At 71.0% G+C, this 15176-nt stretch carries 19 protein-coding genes; 9 read left to right on the plus strand and 10 right to left on the minus strand.

Annotated features, from left to right (window positions below; all coding sequences use genetic code 11):
• Nucleotides 1–21 precede the first annotated feature (21 nt).
• From IRY44_RS01795 to IRY44_RS01810, 4 genes are all read right to left on the minus strand, one after another.
• Nucleotides 22–720: a DUF6758 family protein gene (locus IRY44_RS01795; RefSeq protein ID WP_355512507.1), complete on the minus strand. Its 699-nt coding sequence runs from the start codon at nucleotides 718–720 to the stop codon at nucleotides 22–24.
• A gap of 91 nt (nucleotides 721–811) precedes the next feature.
• A complete protein-coding gene (locus IRY44_RS01800) occupies nucleotides 812–1435 on the minus strand; it encodes an RNA methyltransferase (protein WP_194798715.1) in 624 nt (207 codons plus the stop codon).
• A 34-nt stretch (nucleotides 1436–1469) separates the two neighbouring features.
• Nucleotides 1470–1961 (minus strand): hypothetical protein, encoded by a 492-nt coding sequence (locus IRY44_RS01805; RefSeq protein WP_194798716.1) that lies wholly within the window; start codon nucleotides 1959–1961, stop codon nucleotides 1470–1472.
• Nucleotides 1962–2057: 96 nt separating this feature from the next.
• Nucleotides 2058–2573: a MaoC family dehydratase gene (locus tag IRY44_RS01810; protein ID WP_013283894.1), complete on the minus strand. Its 516-nt coding sequence runs from the start codon at nucleotides 2571–2573 to the stop codon at nucleotides 2058–2060.
• Between the two features lie 547 nt (nucleotides 2574–3120).
• On the opposite strand from IRY44_RS01810, the gene trxA reads away from it, so the two are divergent.
• A complete protein-coding gene (gene trxA, locus IRY44_RS01815; RefSeq protein WP_135243197.1) occupies nucleotides 3121–3483 on the plus strand; it encodes a thioredoxin in 363 nt (120 codons plus the stop codon).
• A 108-nt stretch (nucleotides 3484–3591) separates the two neighbouring features.
• Nucleotides 3592–5637: an intein-containing Rv2578c family radical SAM protein gene (locus IRY44_RS01820; protein WP_194798717.1), complete on the plus strand. Its 2046-nt coding sequence runs from the start codon at nucleotides 3592–3594 to the stop codon at nucleotides 5635–5637.
• A 169-nt stretch (nucleotides 5638–5806) separates the two neighbouring features.
• On the opposite strand, the gene IRY44_RS01825 is transcribed toward IRY44_RS01820, so the two are convergent.
• Complete coding sequence (locus IRY44_RS01825; protein WP_194798718.1) at nucleotides 5807–6421, minus strand: hypothetical protein; 615 nt, start codon at nucleotides 6419–6421, stop codon at nucleotides 5807–5809.
• Between the two features lie 3 nt (nucleotides 6422–6424).
• Nucleotides 6425–6790 (minus strand): hypothetical protein, encoded by a 366-nt coding sequence (locus IRY44_RS01830; RefSeq protein ID WP_013283889.1) that lies wholly within the window; start codon nucleotides 6788–6790, stop codon nucleotides 6425–6427.
• A 323-nt stretch (nucleotides 6791–7113) separates the two neighbouring features.
• Here IRY44_RS01830 and IRY44_RS01835 point away from each other — a divergent pair, with 323 nt between their 5' ends.
• The gene (locus tag IRY44_RS01835) at nucleotides 7114–7521 is read left to right on the plus strand and encodes a CoA-binding protein (protein WP_194798719.1); all 408 of its coding nucleotides are present in this window, start codon (nucleotides 7114–7116) and stop codon (nucleotides 7519–7521) included.
• Here IRY44_RS01835 and IRY44_RS01840 read toward each other — a convergent pair.
• Nucleotides 7478–8134: a TetR/AcrR family transcriptional regulator gene (locus IRY44_RS01840; protein ID WP_194798720.1), complete on the minus strand. Its 657-nt coding sequence runs from the start codon at nucleotides 8132–8134 to the stop codon at nucleotides 7478–7480. The two genes, IRY44_RS01835 and IRY44_RS01840, sit on opposite strands and share 44 nt — an antisense overlap.
• Nucleotides 8135–8221: 87 nt before the next feature.
• Here IRY44_RS01840 and IRY44_RS01845 point away from each other — a divergent pair, with 87 nt between their 5' ends.
• Nucleotides 8222–8875 (plus strand): hypothetical protein, encoded by a 654-nt coding sequence (locus IRY44_RS01845; protein ID WP_194798721.1) that lies wholly within the window; start codon nucleotides 8222–8224, stop codon nucleotides 8873–8875.
• Between the two features lie 10 nt (nucleotides 8876–8885).
• On the opposite strand, the gene IRY44_RS01850 is transcribed toward IRY44_RS01845, so the two are convergent.
• A complete protein-coding gene (locus IRY44_RS01850) occupies nucleotides 8886–10082 on the minus strand; it encodes an acyl-CoA dehydrogenase family protein (protein ID WP_194798722.1) in 1197 nt (398 codons plus the stop codon).
• A 172-nt stretch (nucleotides 10083–10254) separates the two neighbouring features.
• On the opposite strand from IRY44_RS01850, the gene IRY44_RS01855 reads away from it, so the two are divergent.
• On the plus strand, nucleotides 10255–10656 hold the full coding sequence (locus IRY44_RS01855; protein ID WP_194798723.1) for a DUF4190 domain-containing protein: 402 nt from the start codon (nucleotides 10255–10257) through the stop codon (nucleotides 10654–10656).
• A gap of 4 nt (nucleotides 10657–10660) precedes the next feature.
• Here IRY44_RS01855 and IRY44_RS01860 read toward each other — a convergent pair whose 3' ends face one another.
• Entirely contained in the window at nucleotides 10661–11551 is an 891-nt protein-coding gene (locus IRY44_RS01860; RefSeq protein ID WP_036311415.1) for an SDR family NAD(P)-dependent oxidoreductase, read from the minus strand.
• 116 nt (nucleotides 11552–11667) lie between these two features.
• On the opposite strand from IRY44_RS01860, the gene IRY44_RS01865 reads away from it, so the two are divergent.
• On the plus strand, nucleotides 11668–12189 hold the full coding sequence (locus tag IRY44_RS01865) for a DUF4190 domain-containing protein (RefSeq protein WP_194798724.1): 522 nt from the start codon (nucleotides 11668–11670) through the stop codon (nucleotides 12187–12189).
• Between the two features lie 43 nt (nucleotides 12190–12232).
• On the opposite strand, the gene IRY44_RS01870 is transcribed toward IRY44_RS01865, so the two are convergent.
• A complete protein-coding gene (locus tag IRY44_RS01870; protein WP_135243191.1) occupies nucleotides 12233–13189 on the minus strand; it encodes a CoA ester lyase in 957 nt (318 codons plus the stop codon).
• Nucleotides 13190–13313: 124 nt separating this feature from the next.
• Here IRY44_RS01870 and IRY44_RS01875 point away from each other — a divergent pair, with 124 nt between their 5' ends.
• From IRY44_RS01875 to IRY44_RS01885, 3 genes are all read left to right on the plus strand, one after another.
• Nucleotides 13314–14138 carry an SDR family NAD(P)-dependent oxidoreductase gene (locus IRY44_RS01875; RefSeq protein ID WP_194798725.1) on the plus strand — a complete coding sequence of 275 codons (825 nt, stop codon included), beginning with the start codon at nucleotides 13314–13316 and terminating at the stop codon, nucleotides 14136–14138.
• 18 nt (nucleotides 14139–14156) lie between these two features.
• Nucleotides 14157–14444, plus strand: coding sequence for a hypothetical protein (locus tag IRY44_RS01880; protein WP_194798726.1), 288 nt, complete (start codon nucleotides 14157–14159; stop codon nucleotides 14442–14444).
• Nucleotides 14445–14528: 84 nt separating this feature from the next.
• Nucleotides 14529–15173, plus strand: coding sequence for a hypothetical protein (locus IRY44_RS01885; protein ID WP_194798727.1), 645 nt, complete (start codon nucleotides 14529–14531; stop codon nucleotides 15171–15173).
• The last annotated feature ends 3 nt before the right edge of the window (nucleotides 15174–15176 follow it).

The following is a 15176-nucleotide window of genomic DNA, read 5'->3' on the forward strand; positions in this document are numbered from 1 at the left end:
CGACTCGCCGTGGCGAGCCGGTCAGGCCCGCCCGTGCAGGTACGGAGACGGTGCGCCGTACACGAGTTCGGGCGGTGTCCACTCGGTGAGGTCGTGCAGCACGACTTCTTCCGCGAGGAGGTGACCCGCACTCGCCGGCCAGGCTATCGCATGGAGCCACATTCCCCGAGCCTCGCCGGCGTACGCGCTTCGATCCGTTTCGGAGCGGACGAGCCACAGTGGAGTCGGATGGCCGCCCACCCGGATCTTCGCGTGCGGCAGCCGCTCGGGATGACCAGGGCCGGGATCGGTGAGCGCCTCCTCCACCTGTGGGCCGGGGTCGGGTCCGGGCAGTCCCGCGAAGCGGGATCCGAGACCGACGCCGGGCTCCTCGGCGACGAAGATCAGGTCGGCCGGCCCACCGTCCAGGGGGGCCGGTCCGGCGCAGGCGACGAGCGTGGCCCGTACGCCCGCGCGGTCGTCGCCCGCCCACGCCACCCCGGTGAGCGTCCAGCCCGGCGGGAGCGGCCACGGGCACCACAGCGGCATCCGGAGCCGGCCGGTCGGGTCGGGGTCGGCGGCCATCCGCTCCACCACGCTGGCCATGATCTCGGCGCTGATGTGCTCCGGTACGTGCAGCGGCGCGACCGGGCCGCAGCGCACGCACCGGTGCTCGGCGTGCATCAGATCCGGCTCGCGCACCGGGCCCGCGCACTTCGGACAACTCACCGCGACAGTCACACCCTCACCGTCACCCCGGACCCGCGGGGCGTCAAGCGGGGCGGGCCGACGATCGTGGGATTTCCGTCCGGCGGTGGACCCACGCGCGGGTTCAGTCCGGCGGCGGCCCGGCGTACGACCGGATCCAGGCGTGCATGGCGATGCCGCTGGCCACCCCCGCGTTGATGGACCGGGTCGAGCCGTACTGGGCGATGGAGAACAGCGCGTCGCAGGCCGATCGGGCCACCGCCGACAGTCCCGGCCCCTCCTGGCCGAACAGGAGCACGCAGCGACGCGGCAGCACCGCGGTCTCCATCGGCCGGGAGCCGGGCAGGTTGTCGATCCCGACCACCGGCAACCGCTCGTCGCGCGCCCACGCGACGAACTCCTCGATCGTCGCGTGGTGCCGGACGTGCTGGTAGCGGTCGGTCACCATCGCGCCCCGCCGGTTCCACCGCCGCCGTCCGACGATGTGCACCTCGGCGGCGAGGAAGGCGTTGGCGTTGCGGACCACGGTGCCGATGTTGAAGTCGTGCTGCCAGTTCTCGATCGCCACGTGGAAGTCGTGCCGACGCCGGTCCAGGTCGGCCACCACGGCCTCGCGCCGCCAGTAGCGGTAGCGGTCCACCACGTTGCGCCGGTCCCCGGCGGTGAGCAGCTCCGGGTCGTAGCGCGGGTCGTCCGGCGGGTCACCGGGCCACGGCCCCACACCCACGTCGAGCTGGTCGTCGGTCACGGTTGCCGAGGGTACGGCCCGGCGGCGCCCCCGGTCAGCGCAGGTCGAGCGCGCCGCCCAGCCGGTCGAGGAAGCGCGTGTCGGCGGGGCTCGGCGTGGTCTGCCCGGCCCGGCACACCCGGGCGGCGACCGACTCCACCCACTGCCGGTACGCCGCCGAGTCGGCCGGATCCGCCCGGCGGCGCAGCACGCGTACCGTCGCCCGGGCGGCGGCCAGCAGGTCGACCATGTCGGTCAGGCGCTCGTCCCGCTCGGTGACGCCGTCGTGGCGGGCGTAGATGGCGGCCACCACGGCGCGGACGAGATCGCTGTCGAAGGCCCGGCCGGCGGCCACCGCGTCCAGGCCGGCCAGTCCGGCGGCGACGCCACGCGGCGGTCGGCCGGGGCCGGGTGCGGCGGCGGCGACGAGGACGCGGCCCGGCAGGTCGGTCAACAGGTCCCACTCCGCCGCGGAGTAGGCGGCAGTGGTGAGCGGTGCGGCGCGGCGACCGGCGGAAGGCGGCTCTCCGGCTACGGAGTGGCTCATGGGCACCTCCAGCCCGAGCATAAGCCCCCGGACGAGGTCCGGGCCCCGTCCCCGCCGAACGGAGAACGAGGCCCGGTGGCCGGACGGAACGCGAGGTCAGCGCGGCTCGGGGAAGCTGGGACGCTCCGGGTCGACGCCGTCCGGGACGGCGGCGGCCGCGTACTCCTTCTTGGGGACCATGACCTTGCGGCGGAACACGCAGACGAGCGTGCCGTCCTGGTTGTAGCCGCGGGTCTCGACCGCGACCACGCCGCGGTCGGGCTTCGAGGCCGACTCCCGCTTGTCCAGCACCGTCGTCTCGCCGTAGATGGTGTCGCCGTGGAACGTCGGCGCGACGTGCCGCAGCGACTCGATCTCCAGGTTGGCGATCGCCTTGCCGCTGACGTCCGGTACGGACATGCCCAGCAGCAGCGAGTAGATGTAGTTGCCGACCACCACGTTGCGCTTGAACTGCGAGGCGGACTCGGCGTAGTGCGCGTCCATGTGCAGCGGGTGGTGGTTCATGGTGAGCAGGCAGAAGAGGTGGTCGTCGTACTCGGTGACCGTCTTGCCCGGCCAGTGCCGGTAGACCGCGCCGACCTCGAACTCCTCGTAGTAGCGGCCGAACTGCATCCTTGTCCCCTTCACGGGCGGCGATGGAGTTCGGCACAGCATGCCTTATCGCTTGTTAAGGCGAGGGGCGGGGCGCTCGCCCGGCGGAAATGTCACACCGGGGGCCACCGAGGTCCGGACGCAATGAGCGGCGGGGCCCTCCCCGGCACCCGCCGCCCACGCTCTGATGCGAAGAATTCTGCCGTACGACCACCCGTCGCCGACAGAGACGGAGGTCACATTTATCTTTTCGTAACACTACTAAAAGTAACCGACGTGAGGTCGGTAAGCGATCTCCGCAGGCCGGATAGATGCTCGTCAAGCCCAAAGTTACCGATACGTAGCCGCAACTGAGCGTGATCTCCTTGGAAACGCTCCCATCACGTCCCGTCACGCAAGTGCGGCGTGCATTTGCGTTCCGCACGAACGGGGCGAACAGATGGTGTTCGATGTGCCCAGGGTCACCGTCCAGGCGCTCAGCGTTTCGTCACCCGCGCGACGGGAATTCGGACGGACTGACCCTGGTTCCACCGGACGTACGACAATCCGCGGTGATCGGAGAGAGCAAATGGCAACGGTTGAGCTGACCACGGCCAACTTTGACGAGGTGACCGGGCGCGACGGGATCGTCCTGCTCGACTTCTGGGCGGACTGGTGCGGCCCGTGCAAGCGCTTCGCCCCGGTCTACGAGCGCTCCTCGGAGAAGCACCCGGAGATCGCCTTCGGCAAGGTCGACACCGAGGCGCAGCAGGAGCTGGCGGCCAAGTTCAACATCAGCTCCATCCCGACGATCATGGCGATCCGTGACGGCGTGATCGTCTTCGCCCAGCCGGGCGCGCTGCCGGAGTCGGCGCTGGAGAACCTCATCGAGCAGGTCCAGGCGCTGGACATGGACGACGTCCGCAAGAAGCTGGCCGAGCACAACCACTGACGTTCCGCACGCCGCCGGCCGGCGCCCCTCCTGGGTGCCGGCCGGCGGCGTGTCCCGTACCGGCAGGGCTCGCTTGCGCTTTGTTCGAACACGTGTTCGAATAACTCCATGCGCTGGGACAACCTCTCCGCTCCCCCGGACGAGGGGACTCCCGATCGGGCGGCGCCGGCGGCTCCACCCCTGCCGCTGGCGCTGCCCGGCGCCGTCACCCGCACCTTCGACACCCCCGACTTCGCCGGCATGACCTTCTACGAGGTCCGCGCCAAGTCGATCATCAACCGGGTGCCCGGCCAGTCACGCGTGCCGTTCGAGTGGACGATCAACCCCTACCGGGGCTGCTCGCACGCCTGCGTCTACTGCCTGGGCGGCGACACTCCGATCCTGATGGCCGACGGCCGCACCAGGGCGATCAGCGAGCTGGAGCCCGGCGATCGGATCTACGGCACCCGGCGCAGCGGCGCCTACCGCCACTACGTCGTCACCACGGTGCTCGACAAGTGGTCCACGGTGAAGCGGGCCTACCGGATCACCCTGGCCGACGGCACCACGCTCGTCGCCAGCGGCGACCACCGGTTCCTCACCGAACGCGGCTGGAAGCACGTCACCGGGACCATGCGCGGCGGCGGACGCCGTCCGCACCTGACCACCCGCAACCGCCTGCTCGGCACCGGCGGGTTCGTGGTGGCGCCGAAGCGCTCGGCCGACTACCGCCGGGGCTACCTGCACGCCCTGGTCCGCGACGACCACCCCGCCGGCCACCGGCGCGACACCCGGTTCCGGCTGGCCACCGCCGAGGCGGAGGCGCTCGACCGGGCCGAGCGCTACCTGGCCGACGCGGGCGTCACCGTCGAGCGGGCAACCACCGCCCGGGCGGGCCGCCGGGCGACGACCACAGTGGTACGCACAGCCGGCCCGGCCGACGTCGTCACCGGGCTGTTCACGCCACCCGACGAGGCGACTGACGACTGGGCGCTGGGCTACCTGGCCGGCATGTTCGACGCCGTGGGCACCTGCCACCGGGGCGTGTTCCGGATCAGCGTCGCCGACGACGAGAGCCGGGCCCGCGCAGCCGGCGCGCTGGACCGGTTCGGCTTCCGGTGGGCCCTCGACGTGCCGGACGCACCGGGTGCGGCGCGTCAGCTCCGGCTCACCGGCGGGCTGCCGGAGCGGCTGCGCTTCTTCCACCTCACCGACCCGGCCGTCACCGCCCGGCGCTCGATCGAGGGCATGGCGCTCAAGTGCGCGGCGCGGCTCCAGGTGACCGCCGTCGAAGACCTCGGCCTGGAGCTTCCGCTGTGGGACATCACCACCGGCACCGGCGACTTCATCGCCAACGGCGTGGTCAGCCACAACTGCTTCGCCCGCAACACCCACACCTACCTCGACCTGGACCCGGGCGCCGACTTCGACCGCAAGGTGATCGTCAAGGTCAACGCGGGCGAGTTGGTACGCCGCGAGCTGGCCGCCCCACGCTGGCGCGGCGCGCACGTCGCCATGGGCACCAACGTGGACTGTTACCAGCGGGCCGAGGGCCGCTACCGCCTGATGCCGCCGATCATCGAGGCGCTGCGGGACTTCGCGAACCCGTTCTCCATCCTGACCAAGGGCACGCTGCTGCTGCGCGACCTGCCCCTGCTGCGCCAGGCCGCCGAGGTGACCCGGGTCGGTGTGTCGTACTCGGTGGGGTTCGTCGACGAGGCGCTCTGGCGGGCAGCCGAGCCTGGTACGCCGAGCCCGCGCCGCCGCCTCGACGCGGTCCGCACCCTCACCGACGCCGGCTTCTCCGTCGGCGTGCTGATGGCGCCGATCCTGCCCGGCCTCAGCGACGACGAGGAGTCCATCGACGCCACGGTCGCGGCGATCGCCGCCTCCGGGGCCGCGAGCGTGACGCCGCTGCCGCTGCATCTTCGGCCCGGTGCCCGGGAGTGGTACGCCCGCTGGCTGGCCCGGGAGTTCCCCCACCTGGTGCCCCGTTATCGGCAGCTCTACCAGGCCGGCTCGTACGCGCCGCAGGCGTACCAGCGGGAGGTGACAGCGCGGGTGCGGATGGCGGCACGCCGGCACGGGCTGCACCGCGGCGAGACCGGCGACAATCGCCGGCTGCCCGAGACCCCGCCGCCCGCACCGGCCGCCGAGCAGCTCTCCCTGCTCTAGCGCCTGGGTACGCTGCCCATTCGGTTCGGCCGGCCGACCCGGGTACGGGGTGGAACGCCTTGATCGCCCTCCGGATCGGGCCCATGCCTTGCCGTCCCCCGGTGCGCGTGCGCCTCGGGGGACGGCGGGCCGGTCGACGTGCCACCGCAAGCGCGATGTGACGTCGTCGCTAGTAGATGGCCACCGGCGAGTCGGGGTAAAGCTGTGAGACCGCCTGTGTGACGCAAGTGCGAATGTCCTGGCGCCGATCTTCGCCGAGTTCGGCGTCGAGGTCCGGGATCCCCACCGCTCGATCACTGACTGCCAGGTTCTTGCTCCTGAGGCACTCCTTGACGACAAGCATGAGTTCGGGCTTCATGCGGGGAGGATTACTCTTGGCGAACTGGTCCTCAACTCGCCCGAGCCAGGCCCCATGACATTCGTCACCGATGGCCCCGACCTCTTCGTCAGACAGTTCTGGGTTCCGGTACCACATGGTCATCACTTGTTGATTCACCGGGTTCCAGCCCGTGTTGACGAGCTGCACATCATGCGCTTGAAGACATTTGCCCAAAAACTCGGCTGCTTTTTCGTAGTCCGCTCGGCTTGTCACTCCATCGCCAAGCAGAGCTTCCTGGGCAGCGGCACCGTCCGCCCGCTCCTTCTCGGTGAGGTGTTGACCGGAACTGCCGGCTGCAGTGCCTCCGCCTCGGTCAGCGGGCGGAGAAGCACTGCAGCCGAACAGCCCACCGATCAGCAACGCAGCGATTGAAACGCGCAGCTGTCCGGCATGGGACATCCGCATGAGCTAGTGGTTGATCTTCTTCGAGCCGCAGGTCTCGCAGCTCTTGTGCTCACTCCACACAATGCCGTTGTTGCCGGGAGCGTAGAACTCGACCTTGGACGCATCGTGCGACCAGCTGCTGACGTTGCCGGCCCAGTTGACACGAAGCCAGGCGTGTCCGCTGCAGCTCCCGCTACCCTTCCAGGTCTTCGCGTAGCCGTGGCTGCTCTGCCCGGCGTAGCTGCATCCCGAGCGGCTGAGGTCGACAGTGGACGTGTGCGCCTGAGCGGCCGAAGGGACCATCAGGGCACCCGCCGCCGTCGCCAGGGCGACGGCCGACAGCCCACCGAGCAGGCCGCGACGCTTACTGGTTGCGAGGTTACTACTCATCTGCACTCTCCCCGTGTTGAGAACACCTGCACAGAACCAGACAGCAATCATCGACATATCCAATGATCGAACGATTGGATATCCCGGCCAGGTGATCAATGAAAGCTGAAATCGACAATACACTAAGCGATGCCGTCTATGTGTGATCCATATCATACCAAGAGGGGCCATAGTGAATGCAGAAACCCCTTACGATGCCACTCGCAATTCTCTGGAGAAATCGTTATCGGCGCAGATCTGCGCGGCGCGGAAAAGCCCATTGTCAACCGTCCACCGGACAGAAATCCCTGCCGTCGCCGCACCGAGGGAGCTAGTCTCGGGGGATGCGTTCCGCACAGCAGATCCTCGCCGACTCCGCCGTGATCGCCGTCGTGGGTGCCTCCCGTGACCCGGGCAAGGCCGCGCACCGCGTACCGCTGGAGATGCAGCGGCACGGCTGGCGGATCATCCCGGTCAACCCGACTGTGGACGAGTTGTTCGGCGAGAAGGCGTACCCGACGCTCGCCGACATCCCGCACCCGGTCGACCTGGTCGACGTGTTCCGCCCGGCCCGCGACGCGGTCGACGTGGTCCGGCAGGCGGTGGCGATCGGCGCCCCGGCGGTGTGGTTGCAGCTCGGGATCTTCTCGGACGAGGCGCGCCGGATCGCCGAGGAGGCCGGCCTCGACTACGTCGAGGACAGGTGCCTCATCGTCGAGCGGGCCGCCGCCGGGCTGACTCGTCGCGGCTGACGGCACCGGGCGGCGGTTCGGGCCCGAAGATCAGGTCGAGCTGGGCGTCGAGCGCCGCCAGCGCGGTCTCCGGGGGGTAGTGGCCGCCGAGCACGTAGATGCCGAGGCCCTCCATCACGGCGAGCAGTCCGACCGCGGCCCGTTCCGGGTCCACCCGTCCGTCCGCGACGAGCGGTGAGCCGGCGGCGATCTGCCCGGCCACGAACGCCAGCAGCGCGGCCGTCTCGTCGTGCAGGGCGGCGGCCACGGCCGGCCGGACGGCGGTGTACGCGAGGAAGGCCAGGGCCACCCGCCCGTCCGCCCGCCGGTCCTCGTCCAGCGGCAGCAGCTCGGCCAGCATGGCGCGCAGCAGCGCCCGGGGCGCCGGCGTCGCGCCGAGCGGCTCGACCGCCCTCCGGATCCGGGCCTCGTTGCGGTCGCGCACCACGGCGAGCGCGAAGACCATCATCTCGTCCCGGGTGCGGAAGTAGTGCTGCACCATCCCGGGGCTGACCTCGGCCGCCGCGGCCACGTGACGCAGGCTGACCGCCTCCAGCCCCTGCTCGGCCGCGACCCGCATCAGTGCGTCGGCGATCAGCGCGCGACGCTCCCGGTGGTCGACCCGCTTCGGCATGCCCCCATGCTTTCACAATACGACTGCATTGACTCCCCACCGGCGCGCGTTTACATTGCAGTCGTATTGAAAAAAGGGGGTGCGGTGATGGGACGGGCGATCCGGCTGGCACGGCGTGCGGTGGCGTACGAGTGGGGCATGTGGCGCAGCCTCGCCCGGTGGATCCTGCGCCGCCCGTATCCGGTCGCCCCGGGCGCGCAGACGTACGCCTACGTCGGCGGCGTGCAGCCGATCCTGCTGGCCTTCATCGCCCTGTCCACGATCGAGATCCCGATCCTCGACGTGATCCTGCGGCACACGGTCGACCAGCCGACAGTGCGGCACGCGGCCGTCGCGCTCGGCGTCTGGGGTGTGCTGTGGATGATCGGGCTGCTGGCCGCCCTCCGGATCCACCCGCACGTCGTCGACGACGTCGGCCTGCGGGTGCGCAACGGCGTCTCGGTCGACGTCACGATCCCGTGGGACGCGGTCGCCCGGGTGGCAATCCGCCGCCGGTCGCTGCCGTCCAGCCGGGCCGTCCAGTACGACGTGGACGACCCGGCGGTGCTCAACCTCGGCATCGGCAGCCAGACGGCGGTCGACGTGGTGCTGCGCGAGCCGCTGTCGGTGCGGCTGCCGAAGGGGCCGAGCGAGCCGGTACGGGAGATCCGGCTGTACGCCGACGACCCGACGGCGCTGGTCGAGCACGCGCGGCGGTACCTGCCCACCGCCGAGCAGGCCGCGCGCCGGCCCGAGCGGTGAGCCGGGGCCCCTACTGCTTGTACTGCTTGAGCAGGCCGCGCGAGATGATCGTCTTCTGGATCTCCGAGGTGCCCTCGCCGATCAGCAGGAACGGCGCCTCGCGCATCAGGCGCTCGATCTCGTACTCCTTGGAGTAGCCGTAGCCGCCGTGGATCCGGAACGCCTCCTGGACCACCTCGGCGCAGTACTCGGACGCGAGCAGCTTCGCCATGCCCGCCTCGACGTCGTTGCGCTGGCCGGCGTCCTTGAGCCGGGCCGCGTTGACCATGAGCGCGTGCGCGGCCTCGATCTTCGTACCCATCTCGGCGAGCTTGAACGCGACGGCCTGGTGCTTGGCGAGCGGCTGGCCGAAGGTGTGGCGCTGCTGGGCGTATGCGACCGCGAGTTCGAACGCCCGGATCGAGATGCCGCAGGCGCGGGCCGCGACGTTGACCCGGCCGACCTCGATGCCGTCCATCATCTGGTAGAAGCCGCGGCCGACCTTCTCCTCGCCGCCGAGCACGGCGGAGGCGGGCACCGTGACGCCGTCGAGCACCATCTCGGTGGTCTCGACGCCCTTGTAGCCCATCTTGTCGATCTTGCCGGGGATGGTGAGGCCGGGCGCGGTCTCGCCGAAGCCGGGCTCCTTCTCCAGCAGGAAGGTGCTCATGTTGCCGTAGACCGAGTCGGCCCCGGTGTCGGTCTTGACCAGGGTGGCGACCACCGAGGAGTACGCCCCGTTGGTGAGCCACATCTTCTGGCCGTTGAGGACGTAGTCGTCGCCGTCGCGCACGGCCTTCGACTTGATCGCCGAGACGTCGGAACCGCACTCCGGCTCGGACATCGAGAACGCGCCGCGCACCTCGCCGGTGGCCATCCGGGGCAGCAGCCGGGCCTTCTGGTCGGCGGAGCCGTGCTGCGAGATCAGGTACGCCACGATGAAGTGGGTGTTGACGATGCCGGAGATCGACATCCAGCCCCGGGACAGCTCCTCGACCACGAGCGCGTAGGTCAGCAGGGACTCGCCCAGGCCGCCGTACTCCTCGTCGATGGTGAGGCCGAACAGCCCCATCTCGCGCATGCCGTCGAGGATGTCGCTCGGGTACTCGTCGGCGTGCTCCAGCCGCTGCGCGTGCGGGATGATCTCCTTGTCGGCGAACTCCCGGACGGTTTCCAGGATCGACCGCTGCACGTCGGTCAGTCCGGGTGTCTGGGCGAGTCGGGCCATCTCAGCCTCCGGGGTCGGCGCCTTACTCATGGGTAACTGAACGCTCGGTCAGTATCGGCCCCGGGACCGGCCGCGCCAAGGTGACCAGTCCACACAACCGCTGTGAAAAGGTTCACCGCTGCGGGTAGCGTCCGCAAGTAAGAGGGCCGTTGACCTGGGGGAAGGGGCGCTTGTGACAGACGAGCAGCCACCGTCGCCGTACGAGCCGCCGTCGCACGGCCAGCCGTACGGACAGCCGGAGTACGGCCAGCAGCATCCGCAGTACGGCCACCAGCCCCCGTACGCCCCGCAGCCGCCCTACGGCCAGTACGGGCCGCCCGGACAGGGGCCGGGACCCCGTGGCACGAACGTGCTCGCCATCCTGTCGCTCGTCTTCGCGTTCGTCTTCGCGCCCGCCGGCATCGTCTGCGGCCACCTGGCCAAGCGGCAGATCCGGCAGACCGGCGAGGACGGCGACCAGCTCGCCACCTGGGGCCTGGTCCTCAGCTACATCTTCACCGCGATCGGCCTGCTCGTCTGCTGCGGCTGGATCGGGCTGGCGATCTGGGCCAACTCCGACAACGGCACCTACTGACGCCTCAGCGGAACTGCGCCTCCCGGACGCTGTTGCCGCCGTCGACCACAAGCATCTGCCCGGTGATGTACGACGCGGCCGGCGAGCAGAGGAACGCGATCGCCGCAGCCACCTCGTCCGGCGTTCCGGGACGCCCGACCGGCGTACCGAGGCCCTGCTTGATCTCCGCCATCGTGGACGCCGCGGTGTGGATGATGCCCGGCGCCACCGCGTTCACGGTCACCCCGTCGGCGATCATCTCCATCGCCAGCGCCCGGGTCAGCCCGACCACGCCGGCCTTGGCCGCCGCGTAGGCCGCCTCGGTGGGCAGCGCGTTGACCGGCCCGGCGGTGGCGGCCAGGTTGACGATCCGGCCCCAGCCCCGCTCGGCCATGCCGCCGATGAACGCCCGGCTGCACAGGAACGCGGTGGTCAGGTTGCGGTCGATCTCGCCGCGCCACTCGTCGTACGTCAGCTGGGCCACCGGCCGCAGCACCTCCGGGCTGGCCCGGCTGGCCAGGCCCGCGTTGTTCACCAGCACCTCCACGTCGCCGAGCTGCTCGGCCACCGCGTCGGCGAGCGCGCCCACCTCCGACTCGTCGGTGAGGTCGGCGACGAAACCGGTGACGCCCAGCTCGCCCGCGCGTTCGTGGATGCGCCGGGTGGTGGACACGATCGCGACCCGGGCGCCCAGGTCGGACAGCCGGCGCGCGGTCGCGTACCCGATGCCGTCCGGGCTGCCCGCGCCGGTCACCAGCGCGACCCGGCCGTCCAGGCGCATGGTGGCCGGTTCCGGCAGCGGTGCCGGCCGCTCGGAGTCGGCGGCGCCGACCGGCTCGCCGCCGCGCGGGCGCCGCACCGACCCCGGCCGGCTCATGTCCCGTCGCGACCGACCTCCACGCGCGTCAAGTGCCATGCCGAGGATCCTGCCCGGTGCCGACCCCACGGGCAACGCGGTGGCCGGAAAGGGGACGTCCGTGTCGCGCACGGGGTGGCTACCCTGAGCGCGACCACGTACCTGGAGATGATCAGATGACCTATCCCCCACCGCCCGGTGGCTGGCAGGATCCCTTGGCGGCCGGGCAGCAGTCGAGCCCGCCGGCCGTGCCGAGTCAGCCGGGCCCGGCCGACCCGTACGCGCAGGCCGACCCGTACGCGCCGGTCGCGGACCCGTACGCGGGCGCGAAGTCGCCCTACGCCCCGCCCGGCGGCGAGCAGTACGCGGCGCCGATGCCCGGCTATCCGGGTGCCTATCCCCCGCCGGGCGCCTATCCCGGTTATGCGATGCCGGCGTCCCGCACGAACACGCTCGCCATCGTGGCGCTGGTGCTGTCGCTCGTCGGCTTCACCTCGTGCATCACCGCGCCGATCGGCGCGATCATGGGCCACGTCGCCCGCAAGCAGATCCGGGAGACCGGTGAGCAGGGCGAGGGCATGGCGAAGGCCGCAATCATCGTCGGCTGGATCCTGACCGCCCTGCTGATCGCCTTCATCATCTTCTACATCGTGATGATCGTGATCGCGGTCGGCGCCAGCAGCACCAGCAGCTACTGACGCGATCGGGCCGCCCCCGGCAGGGAGGCGGCCCGGCGCGCGGTCAGGACGCGGGCGGCGTGAACGTGGACGTGCGGGACATGCCGGCGGCGCGGCCCTTGGCGGCGATGACGAGGGCCATCTTGCGGGACGCCTCGTCGATCATCTCGTCGCCGAGCATCACCGCGCCGAGCTTCCCGCCCGCCTCCGAGGTGTAGTAGTCGTACGCGTCGAGGATCAGCTCGGCGTGGTCGTAGTCGGCCTGCGCCGGGGAGTAGACCTCGTTCGCGGCGTCGATCTGGCCGGGGTGCAGCACCCACTTGCCGTCGAAGCCCAGCGCCGCCGAGCGCTTCGCCACCTCGCGGAACGCGTCCACGTCCCGGATCTGCAGGAACGGGCCGTCGATGGCCTGCTTGTCGTGCATCCGCGCGGCCATCAGGATGCGCATCAGGATGTAGTGGTACGGGTCGCCCGGGTAGTCCGGGATCAGCGCGCCGACCACGAGCGACTTCATGTTGATCGAGGCCATGAAGTCGGCCGGGCCGAAGATGATCGTCTCGACCCGGGGCGAGGCGCCGGCGATGGCGTCCACGTTCACCAGCCCGGCCGCGTTCTCGATCTGCGCCTCGATGCCGATCCGGCCCACTTCCAGGCCGAGCGTCTTCTCGATCTGGGTGAGCAGCAGGTCCAGCCAGTGCACCTGCTCGGCGTTCTGCACCTTCGGCAGCATGATGCAGTCCAGGTTCGCCCCGGCGCCCTCGACCACCTCGATGACGTCCCGGTAGGTCCACGGCGTGGTCAGGTCGTTCACCCGGACCACGCGGGTCTTGCCCGTCCAGTCGCCCTCGTTCAGCGCGGCCACGATGTTCTTGCGCGCGTCCGGCTTGGCCAGCGGGGCGACCGCGTCCTCCAGGTCCAGGAAGACCTGGTCGGCGGGAAGGCCCTGGGCCTTGCCGAGCATTTTGACGCTGGAGCCGGGCACCGCCAGGCAGGATCGGCGGGGACGACCGACAGCGGTCATGGATGCGCTCCTTCCAGCGTCCGGCGCGGGTGCCGGCGCAGCGGTGGATTTCGAGAACTTAACGATCCCAAAGGGCGTGGTGACGCCACGGTAACCTCGTGCCGTGACCGGGGTGAATGGACCTGTGGAAGATCTCACTGAGCGTCGGATCGTGGTGCTGACCGGGGCGAGCTCCGGCATCGGGCTGGCCGCCGCCGAGGAGCTGGCGCGCCGCGGTGACCAGGTGGTGCTGGTCGGCCGCGACCCGGCCCGGCTGCGCGCCGCGGGCGAGCGGGTCCGCGAGTGCTGCGGCGAGCAGCCGGAGCTGTTCCGCGCCGACTTCGCGGTGCTCGACGACGTGCGCGGGCTCGCCGAGCGGCTGCGCGAGCGGTACGACCGGATCGACGTGCTCGCCAACAACGCGGGCGCGATCGTGCTGGAACCGATCACCACGGTCGACGGTTTCGAGCTGAGCATGCAGGCCAACCACCTCGCCCCGTTCCTGCTCAGCAGCCTGCTGCGAGACCGGATCGGGCGGATGGTGGTCACCGCCTCGGACGCGCACCGCAGCGGCGTGCTCGACCCGGACGACCTCAATTCCGCGCTGCGCTCGTACCGGCCGTTCCGCGCGTACGGCACCAGCAAGCAGGCGAACATCCTGTTCACCGCCGAGGCCGCGCGGCGCTGGCCGGAGGTGCCGGCGCACGCCTTCCATCCCGGCGTGGTGCGGACCCGCTTCGGCAACGAGAGCCGGATCGTGGCGCTCGGCATGCGGCTGCTGCCGTTCCGCAGCCCGGAGAAGGGCGCGGAGACGCTGGTCTGGCTGGCCTGCCAGGATCCGACCCGGCTGACCGACGGCGGCTACTACACGGACCGCAAGCCGCACCGGCCCCGGCCCAAGGCGGCCGATCCGGCGCTGGCCGCCCGGCTGTGGACGGCCAGCGCGAAGGCCGTCGGGCTCGACGCCTGACGACACCGAGGGGGACACATGGCCACGGAGCAAGAGGTCCTGCTGGTCGCGCTCGTCGACCTGAGCGCCGACGTGGACGCCGGCCGACGGTACGAGGACGCGGTGCTGGCGCTGCTCGGCCGGCACCGCGGCCGGTTGGAACGCCGGCTGCGCACCGGGGACGGAGAGACCGAGGTGCACGTCATCCGGTTCGCCGCCCGCGCCGGGCTGGACGCGTTCCTTGTCGACCCGGACCGCGTCGCGCTGCGCGCCGAACTCGGCGACGCCGCACCCGCCACCCGGGTGCTGGAGGTACGCGACGTCTGAGCTGCCCCTTCTCCCTCACTTCATCACGCGGGGACGCCGAGAACAAGACTTGATCTTGGAGCTGGTCAGGCGCAGGGTCGGGGCATGGACTTCGATCTCCTGGCCACCGCCCGCCGCGCGCTCTGGATCGGCGGCGCGCAGTGGGCCGGCAAGACCACACTCGCGGTCACGTTGGCACTGCGGTACGGGCTGACCGCGTACCTCTACGACCGCCACGACGCGCGCGGGCACGACGACCGGCGGATCGCCGACCGGATCCGACGGGGTGAGCCGCCGGACGGCCCGGACGCGGAGGCGACCTGGGTGACGACCGACCCCGAGCGGATGGCGGCCGAGACCCTCGCCGGGTTTCCGCGCCGTTTCGAGTGGGTGCTCGACGACCTGAGCGCGCTGGTGAGCGGCCGCCGGGTGGTCGCCGAGGGCTGGGGGCTGCGGCCCGAACTGGTCGCCCCGGTCGTCGAGTCGACAGGGCAGATGGTGGTGCTGGTGCCGACGCCGGAGTTCCGCGCGTACCAGGTGGAACGGCTGCTGCGGGCGACGGCCCGGCATCCCGGTGTGAGCGACCCGGAGCGGGCGTGGCGTCACCGGATCGCGCGCGACGAGCTGGTCGCCGCCGACGCGGTCGCCGGCGCCCGTTCGCTCGGGGTCCGCGTGATCGAGGTGGACCTCGGCCGGGACGCCGAGGCGGTCGCCGCGCTGGTCGCCGACCACTTCGCCGGATACCTCTGAGCG

The organism is Micromonospora sp. ANENR4, from assembly GCF_015354395.1.
In the GTDB taxonomy this organism is placed as follows: Bacteria; Actinomycetota; Actinomycetes; order Mycobacteriales; family Micromonosporaceae; genus Micromonospora; species Micromonospora aurantiaca.

Coding starts and splice junctions, on each gene's coding strand:
- trxA (WP_135243197.1), top strand. CDS start 3,121: ATGGCAACGGTTGAGCTGACCACGGCCAACTTTGACGAGGTGACCGGG.
- IRY44_RS01820 (WP_194798717.1), top strand. CDS start 3,592: ATGCGCTGGGACAACCTCTCCGCTCCCCCGGACGAGGGGACTCCCGAT.
- IRY44_RS01885 (WP_194798727.1), top strand. CDS start 14,529: ATGGACTTCGATCTCCTGGCCACCGCCCGCCGCGCGCTCTGGATCGGC.
- IRY44_RS01870 (WP_135243191.1), bottom strand. CDS start 13,189: ATGACCGCTGTCGGTCGTCCCCGCCGATCCTGCCTGGCGGTGCCCGGC.
- IRY44_RS01880 (WP_194798726.1), top strand. CDS start 14,157: ATGGCCACGGAGCAAGAGGTCCTGCTGGTCGCGCTCGTCGACCTGAGC.
- IRY44_RS01840 (WP_194798720.1), bottom strand. CDS start 8,134: ATGCCGAAGCGGGTCGACCACCGGGAGCGTCGCGCGCTGATCGCCGAC.
- IRY44_RS01805 (WP_194798716.1), bottom strand. CDS start 1,961: ATGAGCCACTCCGTAGCCGGAGAGCCGCCTTCCGCCGGTCGCCGCGCC.
- IRY44_RS01830 (WP_013283889.1), bottom strand. CDS start 6,790: ATGAGTAGTAACCTCGCAACCAGTAAGCGTCGCGGCCTGCTCGGTGGG.
- IRY44_RS01835 (WP_194798719.1), top strand. CDS start 7,114: ATGCGTTCCGCACAGCAGATCCTCGCCGACTCCGCCGTGATCGCCGTC.
- IRY44_RS01850 (WP_194798722.1), bottom strand. CDS start 10,082: ATGGCCCGACTCGCCCAGACACCCGGACTGACCGACGTGCAGCGGTCG.
- IRY44_RS01825 (WP_194798718.1), bottom strand. CDS start 6,421: ATGCGGATGTCCCATGCCGGACAGCTGCGCGTTTCAATCGCTGCGTTG.
- IRY44_RS01810 (WP_013283894.1), bottom strand. CDS start 2,573: ATGCAGTTCGGCCGCTACTACGAGGAGTTCGAGGTCGGCGCGGTCTAC.
- IRY44_RS01845 (WP_194798721.1), top strand. CDS start 8,222: ATGGGACGGGCGATCCGGCTGGCACGGCGTGCGGTGGCGTACGAGTGG.
- IRY44_RS01865 (WP_194798724.1), top strand. CDS start 11,668: ATGACCTATCCCCCACCGCCCGGTGGCTGGCAGGATCCCTTGGCGGCC.
- IRY44_RS01860 (WP_036311415.1), bottom strand. CDS start 11,551: ATGGCACTTGACGCGCGTGGAGGTCGGTCGCGACGGGACATGAGCCGG.